The sequence below is a fragment of the Streptomyces sp. NPDC021080 genome (assembly GCF_044333225.1).
In the GTDB taxonomy this organism is placed as follows: Bacteria; Actinomycetota; Actinomycetes; order Streptomycetales; family Streptomycetaceae; genus Streptomyces.
The window spans coordinates 31,649-46,063 of the sequence record NZ_JBIRQM010000005.1; the positions used below are offsets into that span (position 1 = coordinate 31,649).

The 14,415-nt window shown below is 69.1% G+C and carries 14 protein-coding genes; 4 read left to right on the forward strand and 10 right to left on the reverse strand.

Features of this window, described 5'->3' with window-relative positions:
* The first annotated feature begins 45 nt into the window (after positions 1-45).
* Positions 46-1,170: a recombinase RecA gene (gene recA / locus ACH4S8_RS13480; protein WP_398393237.1), complete on the forward strand. Its 1,125-nt coding sequence runs from the start codon at positions 46-48 to the stop codon at positions 1,168-1,170.
* Between the two features lie 3 nt (positions 1,171-1,173).
* Entirely contained in the window at positions 1,174-2,109 is a 936-nt protein-coding gene (recX, locus tag ACH4S8_RS13485; RefSeq protein WP_398393239.1) for a recombination regulator RecX, read from the forward strand.
* A 175-nt stretch (positions 2,110-2,284) separates the two neighbouring features.
* On the opposite strand, the gene ACH4S8_RS13490 is transcribed toward recX, so the two are convergent.
* The 9 genes from ACH4S8_RS13490 to ACH4S8_RS13530 all read right to left on the reverse strand — a co-directional run bounded on the left by ACH4S8_RS13490 (position 2,285) and on the right by ACH4S8_RS13530 (position 10,771).
* Positions 2,285-2,698 (reverse strand): rhodanese-like domain-containing protein, encoded by a 414-nt coding sequence (locus ACH4S8_RS13490; protein ID WP_398393241.1) that lies wholly within the window; start codon positions 2,696-2,698, stop codon positions 2,285-2,287.
* Positions 2,695-3,267: a cysteine dioxygenase gene (locus tag ACH4S8_RS13495; RefSeq protein ID WP_398393243.1), complete on the reverse strand. Its 573-nt coding sequence runs from the start codon at positions 3,265-3,267 to the stop codon at positions 2,695-2,697. The genes ACH4S8_RS13490 and ACH4S8_RS13495 overlap by 4 nt, the downstream gene beginning before the upstream one ends.
* Positions 3,268-3,341: 74 nt before the next feature.
* Entirely contained in the window at positions 3,342-3,389 is a 48-nt protein-coding gene (locus ACH4S8_RS13500) for a hypothetical protein (protein ID WP_352018865.1), read from the reverse strand.
* Positions 3,390-3,535: 146 nt separating this feature from the next.
* Positions 3,536-5,266: an FAD-dependent monooxygenase gene (locus tag ACH4S8_RS13505; RefSeq protein ID WP_398393245.1), complete on the reverse strand. Its 1,731-nt coding sequence runs from the start codon at positions 5,264-5,266 to the stop codon at positions 3,536-3,538.
* A 688-nt stretch (positions 5,267-5,954) separates the two neighbouring features.
* Positions 5,955-6,299 (reverse strand): hypothetical protein, encoded by a 345-nt coding sequence (locus ACH4S8_RS13510; protein WP_398393247.1) that lies wholly within the window; start codon positions 6,297-6,299, stop codon positions 5,955-5,957.
* Positions 6,300-7,286: 987 nt separating this feature from the next.
* Positions 7,287-8,231, reverse strand: a complete 945-nt coding sequence (locus tag ACH4S8_RS13515) for an amino acid ABC transporter permease (RefSeq protein WP_398393249.1) — start codon at positions 8,229-8,231, stop codon at positions 7,287-7,289.
* Positions 8,228-8,875, reverse strand: coding sequence for an amino acid ABC transporter permease (locus ACH4S8_RS13520; protein WP_398393251.1), 648 nt, complete (start codon positions 8,873-8,875; stop codon positions 8,228-8,230). The genes ACH4S8_RS13515 and ACH4S8_RS13520 overlap by 4 nt, the downstream gene beginning before the upstream one ends.
* 115 nt (positions 8,876-8,990) lie before the next feature.
* Positions 8,991-9,908 (reverse strand): glutamate ABC transporter substrate-binding protein, encoded by a 918-nt coding sequence (locus ACH4S8_RS13525; RefSeq protein ID WP_398393253.1) that lies wholly within the window; start codon positions 9,906-9,908, stop codon positions 8,991-8,993.
* An 86-nt stretch (positions 9,909-9,994) separates the two neighbouring features.
* A complete protein-coding gene (locus tag ACH4S8_RS13530) occupies positions 9,995-10,771 on the reverse strand; it encodes an amino acid ABC transporter ATP-binding protein (protein ID WP_398393255.1) in 777 nt (258 codons plus the stop codon).
* A gap of 351 nt (positions 10,772-11,122) precedes the next feature.
* Here ACH4S8_RS13530 and ACH4S8_RS13535 point away from each other — a divergent pair, with 351 nt between their 5' ends.
* Both ACH4S8_RS13535 and ACH4S8_RS13540 read left to right on the forward strand, forming a co-directional pair.
* On the forward strand, positions 11,123-11,809 hold the full coding sequence (locus ACH4S8_RS13535) for a response regulator transcription factor (RefSeq protein WP_398393257.1): 687 nt from the start codon (positions 11,123-11,125) through the stop codon (positions 11,807-11,809).
* 9 nt (positions 11,810-11,818) lie between these two features.
* Positions 11,819-13,225, forward strand: a complete 1,407-nt coding sequence (locus ACH4S8_RS13540; protein WP_398393259.1) for a sensor histidine kinase — start codon at positions 11,819-11,821, stop codon at positions 13,223-13,225.
* A gap of 63 nt (positions 13,226-13,288) precedes the next feature.
* On the opposite strand, the gene ACH4S8_RS13545 is transcribed toward ACH4S8_RS13540, so the two are convergent.
* Positions 13,289-14,287, reverse strand: coding sequence for a TAXI family TRAP transporter solute-binding subunit (locus tag ACH4S8_RS13545; protein WP_398393261.1), 999 nt, complete (start codon positions 14,285-14,287; stop codon positions 13,289-13,291).
* Positions 14,288-14,415: the final 128 nt, after the last annotated feature.

Below are 14,415 nucleotides of genomic sequence, written 5' to 3' on the forward strand. Positions count from 1 at the left end.
GTCTTTGACGTGAAGCGATCGACTCAAGCAAACCGGGTGGAACCCATGGCAGGAACCGACCGCGAGAAGGCGCTCGACGCCGCGCTCGCGCAGATTGAACGGCAGTTCGGCAAGGGCGCAGTGATGCGCCTGGGCGAGCGGCCGAATGAGCCCATCGAGGTCATCCCCACCGGGTCGACCGCGCTCGACGTCGCACTCGGCGTCGGCGGCCTGCCGCGCGGCCGCGTGGTGGAGGTGTACGGCCCGGAGTCCTCCGGTAAGACGACCCTCACCCTGCACGCGGTGGCGAACGCGCAGAAGGCCGGCGGCCAGGTGGCGTTCATCGATGCCGAGCACGCCCTCGACCCCGAGTACGCGAAGAAGCTCGGCGTCGACATCGACAACCTGATCCTGTCGCAGCCCGACAACGGCGAGCAGGCCCTGGAGATCGTGGACATGCTGGTCCGCTCCGGTGCGCTCGACCTCATCGTCATCGACTCCGTCGCCGCCCTGGTGCCGCGGGCGGAGATCGAGGGCGAGATGGGCGACTCGCACGTGGGTCTGCAGGCCCGTCTGATGAGCCAGGCCCTGCGGAAGATCACCAGCGCGCTCAACCAGTCGAAGACGACGGCGATCTTCATCAACCAGCTCCGCGAGAAGATCGGCGTGATGTTCGGCTCCCCGGAGACCACGACCGGTGGCCGGGCGCTGAAGTTCTACGCCTCGGTGCGCCTCGACATCCGCCGCATCGAGACGCTGAAGGACGGCACGGACGCGGTCGGCAACCGCACCCGCGTCAAGGTCGTCAAGAACAAGGTCGCGCCGCCGTTCAAGCAGGCCGAGTTCGACATCCTCTACGGTCAGGGCATCAGCCGTGAGGGCGGCCTGATCGACATGGGCGTGGAGCACGGCTTCGTCCGCAAGGCCGGCGCCTGGTACACGTACGAGGGCGACCAGCTCGGCCAGGGCAAGGAGAACGCGCGCAACTTCCTGAAGGACAACCCCGACCTCGCCAACGAGATCGAGAAGAAGATCCTGGAGAAGCTGGGTGTCGGTGTGAGGCCCGCGGAACCCACCGCCGAGCCGGGCGCGGACGCGGCGGTCTCGGCCGCCCCGGACGACGCCGCGAAGACGGTGCCCGCTCCGGCTGCCAAGACCACCAAGTCCAGGGCCGCGGCGGCCAAGAGCTAGTCCATGACACGACGAACCGACTGGGCCGAGTACGCCGGTCCCCTCACTCCCGACGGCCCGGGGCAGAGGTACGGCGGGGGCGACGGCGGCTCGGACGGAGACGGTGACAGGCCGTACGACGGTGCCGGGGGGTACGGCGGGCAGCCGTACGGCACCGACGGCGGGTTCTACGGATCCGACGGTTTCCACGACGCCGGCCCGGACGACGGTGATCCGGGCGGCGGCGGTTCGACGGGCGGCGGTGACGCACGGCGCGGTGACGGCCCGCCGCGCGGTCACGGTTCGCCGGACGCGGTCTCCCGGCGCGGCGGACGCGCCGAGGACGGACCGCGTGGTGGAAGGGGGCGTCGGCGGAGCGGCGGTTTCGGCGAGCCGTCCGGCGACCCGTGGGACGGAGGCACCCCCTCCTCGTCGAGGGCCGAGAAGGGGGAGTCCCCTGCGGACCCGGCTGAGCGGGCGCGAGCGATCTGTCTGCGCCTGCTCACCGGGACCCCGCGCACGCGCAAGCAACTGGCGGACGCGTTGCGCAAGCGCGAGATCCCCGACGAGGTGGCGGACGAGGTGCTGTCACGGTTCGAGGAGGTCGGGCTGATCAACGACAGTGCCTTCGCGGACGCCTGGGTCGAGTCCCGGCACCACGGACGGGGGCTGGCCCGGCGGGCGCTCGTCCAGGAGCTGCGGACCAAGGGCGTGGAATCGACGCTGATCGACGAGGCCGTCGGACAGCTCGACTCCGAGCAGGAGGAGGCGACCGCGCGTGAACTGGTCGCGCGCAAGCTGCGCTCCACCCGCGGACTCGACCGCGACAAGCGGCTGAGACGCCTCGCGGGCATGCTCGCCCGCAAGGGCTACTCCCAGGGCATGGCCCTGCGCGTGGTCCGCCAGGCGCTGGAGGAAGAGGGCGAGGACACGGAAGGTCTCGGGGACGAGGGGTTCTGAGCCGTCCGATCCCACGGGGTTCCGTACGCATGTCCGTGCCGGCGATCCCGCGGGACTCCGTAGGCGCGCTCATGACCGGCGATCCCACGGAGTTCCGTTCGCGTGCCCGTGACCGGCGATCCCGCAGGGGCTTCGTACACCTGCTGGTGACCGGACTTCGTGCGGAGGGGCGCGGTCAGTTCTCCGTGTCGGCGGTCGTCACCGGAAGGCCGGCGCTCTTCCACGCCTGGAAGCCGCCGATCAGATCGGTGGCCCTGTGCAGGCCCAGCCGCTGCAGGGACTCGGCGGCGAGGCTGGAGGCGTACCCCTCGTCGCAGAACAGCACGACCCGCAGATCATGGCTCGTGGCCTCCGCGACGCGGTGACTTCCCGTGGGGTCGAGCCGCCACTCCAGTTCGTTGCGCTCGATGACGAGAGCGCCGGGGATCAGGCCGTCCCGTTCGCGCAGGGCGGCATAACGGGTGTCGACCAGAAGCGCTTCGCCGCGTCCCACGGCCGCGAAGGCCTCCTCGGCCTCCACACGGTCGAGGCCCGCCCGGACCCGCTCCAGCAAGGTGTCGATGCCCACGGGCTGTCGAGTGCCGCTCACTGCCAGTCCTCCGGACGCTCGACGTGCTCCAGGCGCAGGATCTGGCCCGTACGGCTGTAACGGCGGATCTGCGGGAGCGGCGGGTAGTAGGCGTGGACCGAGATCGCGTGCTCCTCGGTGGACTCGTTGAGCACCTCGTGCACGTGATGGCGGCCGAAGCCGCGGCCGGTCCCCGCAGGCAGCTTCCGCTGCCGGTCGATCTCCTCGGTGAGTTCGAGGGTCTTCCAGCCGTCGGCGGGGAGCCGGGCGGCGAGCGAGTTCTCCTTGAGTTCGCCCGACGCGGTGAGGAAGGCGCCCACCGACTCGGCGTGGTCGTGCCAGCCGGTCCCGGTGCCGGGCGGCCAGCCGATGAGCCAGGCCTCGCTGCCGCCGGGTCCTTCGAGCCGCACCCAGGTACGGCCCTCGGGATCGAGGGGAAGCGAGGCGATCAGCTCGGCATCGGCTGCCGTACGGCGTACGAAGGCCAGCAGGTCGGCCTGGGTCGGTGTGCGGGGCGCACCGGACACGGCGGAAGGCACGGAGGTGGCGGCTACCGGGGCAGGCGTGGAGGCAGGGGATGGCGCAGACACTTGGACCGTCCTGAGAGTTCGCGAGAGGAGCGCGCGGCGGCACGGGGCGGCGCGCGGAAGAAGAGGATGCGAAGTCAGAAGGACGGGCGACACACGCAGCCCGCATAGCGGACGAGGTCCATATGGACCCTCCGCCACAGGCGCACACAGGTGTCGGTCACGATCCGGAGTAGACCATGGAGGCGCAGACCGGTCAACTCACCGTCACCATGTGGACCACGACGGCCCGCGGAGCCCGGAACCCCCGGGCCGGACGGTCACCGGGGGTTCACCTCCTGCCCGCCGTCGCCTCCGCGACGCTCTCCGCGGCCGCGTGCGCCGGTCCGCCGAGGGCCGCCTCGGCCGCCTCGTACAGATCGGCCGGCCGGACCCCGCCGAGTGAGGTGACCAGGTGCCCGTCGGGGCGGACCAGCAGCACGGTGTGCGCCGCCGCACCGGGGTAGCTCTCCGCGACGAGGAGTTCGGCGGGGTGCGGCAGGGCGGTCACGGCGGCGGCGAGCCGGGGCATGACGCCGGCCGTCACCCAGTGCTTGCGCGCCCACACCCCCGTACCCGGAGCGATCAGCACGACGAGCAGGACCCCTCGCCCGAGCCGCTCCCGCAGCGGTACGAACGAGCCGTCCTCCGCGGTCACCCGTACGTCGACGACCGGCGCGCCGGGCTCGGTGTCGACGGGGGTGTGCGACTCGGCCGGCGGCGGCATGAGCGGGGAGCCGGTGTACGCCCCCGGCGCGCCCAGCGGGCCGCGCCCGAGGTGACCGTCCGTGAGCAGTGCGTCGTGGCCGCGGGCGGACCCGGGGACGTAGGCGCGCAGGCCGCCGCCACTCCGGAGCAGGGGCAGTGCCTGGTCGGCGGCGCGCAGCCGGGCGGCGACCACCGCGCGCCGTTCGGCCTGGTAACTGTCGAGGAGCGTCTCGTGAGGGCCGTGGTGCCAGCCGAGTGCCAGCTTCCAGGCGAGGTTGTCGGCGTCCCGCAGTCCCTCGTCCAGCCCCTGGGTGCCGAGGGCGCCGAGCAGATGGGCCGCGTCCCCGGCGAGGAAGACCCGGCCGACGCGCCAGCGGCGGGCCAGCCGGTGGTGGACGGTGTGCACTCCGGTGTCGAGCAGTTCGTACGCGGGGGTGGCGCCGCCGCTCCAGCCCGCGAGGGTCTCCCGGATGCGCGCCACCAGCAGGTCGGGCGTGACGAGGTCCTTGCCCGGGGGCAGTAGCCAGTCCAGCCGCCAGACGTCTTCGGCGAGCGGACGGGCGCTCACCTCGTCCGTCGAGGGGCCGGAGGTGCGCCAGGGTGTCATCCGGTGCAGCAACGCCTCGCCGGGCCAGGGGAGTTCCGTCCGCAGGGCCGCCACGGCGTACCGTTCGACGGCGGTGCGCCCGGGGAAGCGGACGTCCTGGAGCTTGCGCACCGTCGAGCGCGGTCCGTCGCAGCCGACCAGGTAACTGCCGCGCCACCAGGTGCCGTCGGGTCCCCGGGTGTGTGCCGTGACGCCGGAGGCGTCCTGTTCGACGGAGTCGAGGCGGCTGAGCACGGCGACCTTGATGAGCCGCTCGTGGATGACGGCCTCGCGCAGGGCGCCGGTCAGGGCGTGCTGCGCGATGTGCAGCGGAGCGCTGAACTCCTCGCCCTCGCCGAGGCCTTCCGCGCTCCGGGAGGAGCCGGTACCGCGCGGGGCGACGGCCCCCCGAGGACCGTCGCCCCGTGCGGCCTCGGCGCCGAGAGGACCGGCGGCGCCCTTCGCGCCGAACCCGATCTCGCGCATCACCTGCCTGCGCCGCATCGACCGCCATCCGGCCCAACGGAAACCGGCGTCGTCCAGGGGCAGCCCTGTCAGCCGCTCGACCAGCGCGACCGTGTCCTCGCGCAGCACCACGGTCCGCGCGAGCCGCAGTTCGTCCTTGCCGGGTCCCTCGTCGAGGACCACGGAGGGGACCTCTTGGCGGGCCAGCGCAAGGGCCAGCGTCAGTCCCACGGGCCCCGCACCGACGATGATCACCGGGTCCACGGCGCGGTGCTCCCTGCACGGAGCTGTGTCCTGAGGGACGTACGGGAACAGGCAGGTGGAGCAGGGTGCACGATCACAGAACGTATGCAACCCATTGCCGCTGCTTGCGTCAAGTGACGAGGTCAGTGGCGGTCATGTCACTGAGCTCCTTCAAGGTATGCCATCTGGGTGAGCGTTAGATCGTGCTGCTTGCGGCGGTCCCGTGGGTGCCGCTGACTTTGGTGACGTCGACCTCCAGCATGTTCTCGACGCCGGGCATCGCATCCGTGATCCAGATGAGGGCACGATTACCGACCTTGGATGCGTGATGGGGCGTGTGTGGTGAAATGGGCCCGGTTCCGGCGCTACAGCCGCTGAGTTCGGCGCTGCGGTCTTCGGCTGGGTGTGGGTCCTGTTGGAGGACGGGGCTGGATCAGCCAAGGAAAGGTCGACCAGAGGCGCGGCACCCGCTGCGCGTGTTGTCGGCCGACGGTCACTGCAACGACGCTCCCCGTATCCGCCTCTGATCCGGCAGTGCGGGGCCGGTACGGGGCTGGCCCCAGCATGGACTCCGCGCGTCGCACGCCGACAGCGGATCCGATTCCTGCGCGAAGATGGAGCTGCTGCCCTCTATGTATCGGGCAGCAGCTCCACAGTAATTCACGGAAAGAAAGGCGCTAGCAATAGCGCCTGTTCTGTGGGTGCATGATTAGCACTTATCAATGTTGATGAAGGTGCCCGACGCCCCCTGCTGAAACTTGATGTGGGACTTCTTCCCGGCGGGTATCGAAAAGCAGTCGTGCGTCAGGGAGCCGTTGTGATCCTTGATGTCGGCTGCGGCTTGCACCGTGTAGTCGCAGTGGTTGTTGTAGTAGACGGTCGTGGTGACGTCGCCGGGGTGGTAGGAGAAGTTCACCCGCTTCGAGCTGTCGTCGCATCCCCATGAGTTCTTGGATGCCGGACCATCGAAGGCCTGGGCGCTCCCGCTGAAGACGGGAATCGAGAGGACGATACTCAGGGCGACCATGCCGACCCTGGAAACTGAATTCATCATGTTTCTTTCGCTTCTGTGGGAGGGGTTACGTCTGAAATATTTTCATTATTAGCCTGGTGAATCAATGATGTTGAGCTAGATTTGAGCCTGTCGACTTTAGCGGAATTCATAATTCCACTAAGGGGCGTTTTGGGGACTTTTACGGGCGAGGCTCATATTGTTTGAATCTCGAAGAATCCGGTTGGCGGCAGATTCGGTGCCCCGCGTTGACCTGGGGAGGCAGAGCCGTTGCGAGGTCTCTTGATGCTGGCCGGTGGAACAGCCTATGGGGCATCTCGCGAACGGCTGCGGCGACTTTCGTGAGCCGGCCGTTTGCAGCAGGTTGATGGCGAAGCCGTGCAGTGCCTCGGCCGTAACCACCGCAACCGGGCCCCAGCGGCCGAGGAGGCGAAGTGGGCGCTTGTATGTGCGTTTTGCCTGGCCGCCTCCAGTGGGTGACGATCGGGCCCGTGCGGGCCGTCGCTGTCAAGAGGGGCATGGGCAGAGTGCCGCCGTGACGGAAGGCCGCTGGCGGAGACCTGGTCGAGGATTTGGTAGATGGTTGCTGCCGTACGCGGCGCGATGTTTCGGGAAGTCTTGTCCGCACCTGCTGGGTTTGCTGCCACGACATGTCGTCGAGCGGGACTTCGACAGGGCGGCGCGGGCCAGTCTGGTAAACGTGGATCAGGTGACGGAGGCGGCGACGTGCGGCCACTGTCTCCGTACCAGTCGAACCGCTTGCTGATGCGTCAGATTCTGGCGCGCCTCGCGCCGCCGGTCGGCGGGGCAGGACGTCCGAGACCTGTGAATCGTCGGCTACGGGGTGCCACAAGTCCGTTCTGCTCACGCCTCAGGGTGACCTGGGCGCCAACCTCATACTGGCCATCCATCGGGACCCCACGGGCATCACGGCGAGCATTGTCGCCAGGCCTGTCCACTGAGCAGCGCCGAGGCATTCAACGGGTGCGGGCGGGACATCGATGTCCCGCCCGCACCCGTGTTCCGTGGCTACTTCCCCGTGTGGTCCGCGTCCCGGTCAGCCGGTCCCGAGGGCCCACCCGCGACATCGAGCACTCCGGGCTGATCAGTCGGATCAGCCGCCGCCGCTACGACGACCCTGGTCTTCGAGCGGCGCCCGCGCCGTTCGATCCAGGTCGCGAGAGAGGAGAGCGAGAGGCACATCGCGATGTAGATGGCGCCGACGACGATGGTGACCGCGGTGAACGGGTTCTCTCCGTTGACGATGATGTTGTTGGCCATCGTCCGGGTGGCGTACAGAAGTTCCGTGTACGTGATGACGTAGCCGAGCGAGGTGTCCTTCAGGGTGACCACAAGCTGGCTGATCACCGTCGGCAGCATGGAACGAGTCGCCTGGGGCAGCAACAGTGTCGTCATCACCTGATATTTGCGCAGCCCGAGGGCGTACGCAGCCTCGACCTGACCCCTGGGTACCGCGTTGACACCCGCGCGGAACACCTCCGCCTGCACACTGCCGTTGTAGACGGTCAGGCCGATGACAAGACCCCAGAACGCGGTGTTGTCGCCCACGACACCGAGGTCGTTCTTGTAGGTGAGGAACAGGACCCACAAGGCGTAGATGGTGATGAGCAGCGGGACGGCCCGGAACAGCTCGATGAAAGCGGTCGCGAACCAGCGGACCGGGCGGTGCTCGGACAGGCGCGCCACGGCGAGAAGCAGCCCGAGCACCAGAGACAGTGCGCCGGCCACGGCGAACACCTTCAACGTGGCCAGCACGCCGTCGCGGATGTTGGTCCGCACACCCGCGTTGTTGAAGATGTTCCAGACGTCGGGGTCCAGTTGGTTCTTTGCGTCGAGCCGGTACACGACGAAAGCGAGCAGGGCGGCCAGCGCCAGCGAGCCGAACGCCGTGTAGAGGCGGTTGCGCAGGCGCGCCTTGGGACCCGGCGCGTCGTACAGAACGCTCGAACTCATCGCGCGACCCCCAGGCGGCGTTCCAGCAGCCGGAAGAGACCGCTGAGCGAGAAGGTGATGACGAGGTAGCCCAGAGCCACCCACAGGAAGATCCAGGCGATCGGGTAGCCCTGATCGCTCAGCATTTTCTGCACGCCGAACAGTTCGGTGACGCTGAAGGCGCCCGCGATCGCCGAGTTCTTGGTCAGGGCGATGAAGATCGAACTGAGCGGGGCGATCACGGTTCGCGTCGCCTGTGGCAGGACGATCAGGCGCAGAGTCTGCGAGAAGGTCATACCGAGCGAGCGAGCGGCCTCCGCCTGGCCCAGCGGCACCGTGTTGATGCCCGACCGCACGGCCTCGCAGACGAAGGCCGAGGTGTAGAAGCTCAGCGCCAGCAGAGCCTTCGTCCAGGGGCTCATGCCGGGCAGGAAGATGACCGGGACGACGAACCAGGCGATGAGGAAGAGAAGCGTCAGGGGCGTGTTCCGGAAGAGGGTGACCCAGGCGGTCCCGAGCATCCGCAGGGGAGGCACGGGTGAGACGCGGAACCCGGCGATGACGACACCCAGCACCATCGCGAGGAGTCCGCTGGCCAGGGTCAGCAGCACGGTTCCTATGAAACCTTCGCGGAATTCCGCGAGATGGTCGAGCAAAACGTTCACGGGGAGGTCCTCGTGGCGGTGTACGGGAGGGGGAGGCTGCCGCGTCCGGGGCGGTACGCCGTCCGGCGTACCGCCCCGTGTCGACGCTTCTGCAGCGGGACGCCTCGGTGGTGCGTCAGTAGCGGTCGACGGCCGGCGGCGCCGAGTAGGCGGAGCCGGAGAGGCCGAGCGTCGCCTCGTACGCCTTCTTGTAGTCGCCGTTCTGCTCGTGCTTCTCGAGCGCGTCGTCGACCGCGTCGCGCAGGGCCTTGTCGTCCTTGTTCATGCCCACGCCGTACGGCTCCTCGGTGAACGGCTTGCCGATCACCTTGAGCTTGGTGGGGCGCTGCGCGGCATAGCCCTTGAGGATGGCGTCGTCGGTGGTGACAGCGTCGACCTCGTTGTTGAGGAGCTGCTGAACGCACTCGGAGTACTTCGACAGTTCGATCGTCTTCGCGCCGTACTTGGGCTTCTTGATCTCCTGGAGGGGAGTCGATCCCTTGATGGAGCACACGGTCTTGCCCTTGAGCGAGTCGGGACCGGTGATGCCGGTCTCGTCCTTGCGTACGAGCAGGTCCGCGCCAGCCTTGAAGTACGGACCCGCGAAGCCGACCTGCTTCTTGCGCTCGTCGTTGATCGTGTAAGTGCCGACGTACAGATCGACCTCGCCCTTGGAGATGGTGGTCTCGCGGACGTTCGAGTCGACGGTCTTGAACTCGATCTGGTCGGGCTTGAACCCCAGGTCCGCGGCGACCATCTTGGCGATCTCGATGTCGAAGCCGGACCGCTTGCCGGTGGTGTCCTCGAAGCCCAGGTACGGCTGGTCGTTCTTGGCGCCGATGACGATCTTGCCGGCCTGCTGTGCCTTCTTCAGGGTGGCGGAGTCGATCTTCACACCGGAGGCGACGGCGTACGTCGGCAACTTGGGCGCGTTCGCTCCCGTGCTCGCGTCCGAGGGCTGGTCGCCGGCGTTTCCGGAATCGCCGCCACAGGCCGTCAGGGTGAGCGCGAGGGTGGCGAGCACTGCCGCGGAGGCGGACGTGCGGAATTTCATGAGGTGCATCCTTCGGTTCGGCGGATTCGTCGGTGCGTGGTTCCGGCCGGTCGTGGGAACCGGGCGGTGGCGGCGCTGAGCCGGAGTCAGTGGTGCAGGATCTTCGAGAGGAAGTCCTTGGCGCGGTCGCTGCGCGGATTGCTGAAGAACTGGTCCGGGGCGGCCTCTTCGACGATGCGGCCGTCGGCCATGAAGACGACCCGGTTGGCGGCCGAACGGGCGAAGCCCATCTCATGGGTGACGACGATCATGGTCATGCCGTCCCGGGCGAGCTGCTGCATGACCTCGAGGACCTCGTTGATCATCTCGGGGTCCAGCGCCGAGGTCGGCTCGTCGAAGAGCATGACCTTGGGGTCCATCGCCAACGCCCGTGCGATGGCGACGCGTTGCTGCTGCCCGCCCGACAACTGCGCCGGGTACTTGTCGGCCTGCGTGCCCACGCCGACGCGGTCGAGCAGGGCGCGGGCCTTCTCCTCCGCCGCCTGCTTGCCGGTCCTGCGGACCTTGATCTGCCCCAGCATCACGTTCTCGAGCACGGTCTTGTGCGCGAAGAGGTTGAAGGACTGGAAGACCATGCCCACATCGGCCCGGAGCCGGGCGAGCGCCTTGCCCTCCTGGGGCAGCGGCTTGCCGTCGATCGAGATGTCACCCGAATCGATCGTCTCCAGGCGGTTGATGGTGCGGCACAGGGTGGACTTCCCGGACCCGGAGGGCCCGATGACCACGACGACCTCGCCACGGGTGATCGTCAGGTCGATGTCCTGGAGCACGTGCAAGGCTCCGAAGTGCTTGTCGACGCTCTTCAGGACGACCAGTTCGTCGGTCCCGGCCATGGCGTCCTTGGCCACCGATGCTGCGGTCATCGCTTGGGGGCTCCGTCCTCCTCGGTTTCGGTGGACAGTAGTGACCCCTTGCGACCAGCGTCATTACATCTGAGGGGAACTTGAGCATCACGATCCGGTAGCAATCGGACACGTGTCGTAGCAGTCCGTACAGAAGCGCGTACCGGGTGGGTAACGGAAGCTCCGGGCAACCCGAAGCCCCTTGACGCCGTCCTTGTCCATCGGCGTGACTTCACTTGGTGCACGCGCGCGTGCACCACTTTGTTGAAACGGGGACCGTTCGACCGATGAGACCCGAGACCGTACGACAGACGAGACCCGAGACCGTACGACCGATGAAACGGTACGACCGATGAACCGGAGGGGGCCGGAATGAGACTGCTCCTCGTCGAGGACGACAACCACGTCGCCGCCGCCCTGTCCGCGGTGCTGGCACGGCACGGCTTCGAGGTCACGCACGCCCGCAGCGGCGAGGAGGCTCTGCGGGCCCTCGTCCCCGAGAGCGACGGCTTCGGCGTCGTCCTGCTCGACCTCGGACTGCCCGACCAGGACGGCTACGAGGTCTGCGGCAAGATCCGCAAGCGGACCGCCACACCGGTGATCATGGTCACCGCGCGCGCGGACGTCCGCTCCCGCATCCACGGCCTCAACCTCGGCGCCGACGACTACGTGGTGAAGCCGTACGACACCGGGGAACTGCTCGCCCGGATCCATGCCGTCAGCAGGCGCAGCGCCCACGACGACGTGTCGACGCCCGGCGACGACCTGGTGCTCCTGGGGCCCGTACGCATCGAACTCCCCAACCGCCAGGTCACCGTGGGCGGTTCGACGGTCCAGCTGACCCGCAAGGAGTTCGACCTGCTCGCGCTGCTGGCCCAGCGCCCCGGAGTGGTGTTCCGCCGGGAACAGATCATCAGCGAGGTGTGGCGCACCAGTTGGGAAGGGACCGGCCGCACGCTGGAGGTGCACGTGGCATCGCTGCGCTCCAAGCTGCGCATGCCGGCGCTGATCGAGACCGTACGCGGCGTCGGGTACCGGCTCGTCGCCCCGGCCGCGTAGCGGGCACGGGTGCGCACCCGCCTCCTGCCGCTGCTCATCGTCCTGATGGCGGCCGTGCTGCTCGCGCTCGGCGTCCCGCTCGCGGTGAGCGTCGCGGCGGCGCAGCAGCAGCGCGTGGTCCTCGACCGCATCGACGATACCGCGCGCTTCGCGGCCCTCGCCCAGTACGTCACCGATTCCCCGAGCCGCTCCCGGGCCGGCTTCCCGGACGAGCGCGGCGAGACCCTGCGCACCGAACTCACCCGCTACCACGAGGTGTACGGCATCAGGGCCGGCGTCTTCTACCGCGACGACGAGCCGATGGCCAACGCGCCGGAGAGCTGGCTCCTGCCCAAGGCCGGCGCGGCCCGCGACGCCTTCAACGAGGCACTCGTCAGCAGCCGCAGCCACGACCCCGAACAGGTCTGGCCCTGGCAGCACCACCGTCTCGTCGTGGCCTCCCCGGTCATCCGGGACGGCGACGTCATCGGCGTCGTCGTCACCGACTCGCCCACGGGGCAGATGCGTTCCAAGACCCTGCACGGCTGGCTGGTCATCGGCGCGGGTGAGATCGCCGCGATGCTCCTCGCACTCGGCGCCGCGCTGCGCCTCACCGGCTGGGTGCTCAGGCCCGTACGCGTTCTGGACGCCACCACCCACGACATCGCGACCGGTCGGCTGAAGTCCCGGGTCGCGCCCGCCGGCGGACCACCCGAACTCCAGCGTCTGGCACGGTCGTTCAACGAGATGGCGGACAACGTCGAGAGCGTGCTCGAGCAGCAGCGCGCCTTCGTCGCCGACGCCTCGCACCAACTGCGCAACCCGCTCTCGGCGTTGCTGCTGCGGATCGAGCTGCTTGCCCTCGAACTCCCGGAGGGCAACGAGGAGATCGCGTCGGTCCGCACCGAGGGCAAGCGCCTCACCCAGGTGCTCGACGACCTGCTCGACCTGGCGCTCGCCGAGCACGCCGAGGCCGACGTGCGCCTGACCGACATCGGCGCGCTGGCCGCCGAGCGCGTGGCGTCCTGGCAGCCGGTCGCTGACAGCAGGGGCGTACGGCTGACGGGGAACTGCCCGCCCACGACGGCGTGGGCCGACCCCATCACGCTGTCCAGTGCCCTGGACGCGGTGATCGACAACGCGGTCAAGTTCACGCCCGAGGGAGAGTGCGTCGAGGTCACGGTCGCCTCGAACGGCGCGTCCTCGACCGTCGTGGTCACCGACGGCGGCCCCGGTCTCGGCGACGAGGACCTGGCCCGCATCGGCGACCGCTTCTGGCGCAGCACCGCCCACCAGAACGTGAAGGGCTCGGGCCTCGGCCTCTCCATCTCCCGGGCCCTGCTGGCCGCGGGCGGTGGCTCCATCGCGTACGGCCACCATGAGCCGCACGGCCTGCGGGTGACGGTGACGGTGCCCAGGTCGGAGCCGGTGACCTGAGGGATCCCGCGCGGCGCCCCCGTGGGGCGGGAGACCCCGCCGGTCTCCGCCGAGGGGGCGGCGCTACGGCTTGATCGACCGGTAGTAGCGGCGCGCGCCCTCGTGCAGCGGCAGGGGGTCGGTGTAGATCGCCGTGCGCAGGTCCACCAGCTGGGCCGCGTGCACCACGGCGCCGATGCGGTCGCGGCTCGCGATCACCGTGCGGGTGAGCGACTCGGTGAGGTCCGCGTCCGCGTCCTCCCGGGTGATCAGGAAGTTGGCGACCGCGAGCGTCGGCACGGCGGAGCCGCGCTGCGCCTCCGGATAGGCGTCGGCGGGCATCACGGCGGACCGGTAGTAGCGCGAGGCCTCGCCCTGCTCGTGCAGCTTCTCGACGAGGTCGCCGCCGATCGGCACCAGCCGGATGTCGTCGGCCTTCGAGAGCTTCTGAACGGCGTTCGTCGGCAGACCGCCCGACCAGAAGAAGGCGTCGATCTTGTGGTGTTCGAGCAGGCCGGGCATGGTCGCGATGCCATCGGCGAGCGGCTCGATGTCCCTGCCGGGGTCGAGTCCCGCCGCCTCGAGCACATGGTTCGCGATCAGCCGCACCCCGGAACCGCTCGGTCCCACCGCGACCCTCAAGCCCTTCAGATCCTCCACGGACTGCACGGGCGAGGTGCGCGGGACCACCAGGTGCACATAGTCGTCGTAGAGCCGCGAGCAGCCGCGCAGCCGCTTCGCGCCCGGCTTGTTCTGGAGGACGTACGTCTCCACGGCGTCGGCCGCCGCGATGGTGAAGTCGGCCTTGCCGGTGGCCACCCGGCTGATGTTCTCCTGCGACCCGTCGCTGTTCAGCAGTCGCACGTCCAGATGCGGCATGTCCTTGGCGATGGCACCCTGCAGGAGCTTGCCGTACATCTGGTAGACCCCGGTCGGGGTGCCCGTGCTGAAGGTGATCGTCCCGCTCGGGGACTCCTCGCCCAGCGGCACCAGCCACCACAGCAGCAGCCCGACGACCGCGAAGACGGCCGCCGAGCCGAACAGCGCGCGTCGCCGGCCGATGCGGGGGAGAGCCTGGAACATGCGCGCGATCCTGCCAGCCCGGGCCCTGTCCTGGCCAGGGCCGGCCCCGGGGAGCGGGCCCTGTCCTGGCCAGGAGCGGGTTCGGTGCGGGCCGGGGGGCGGGCCAGGGACCGGGTTCCGTCCGGCCA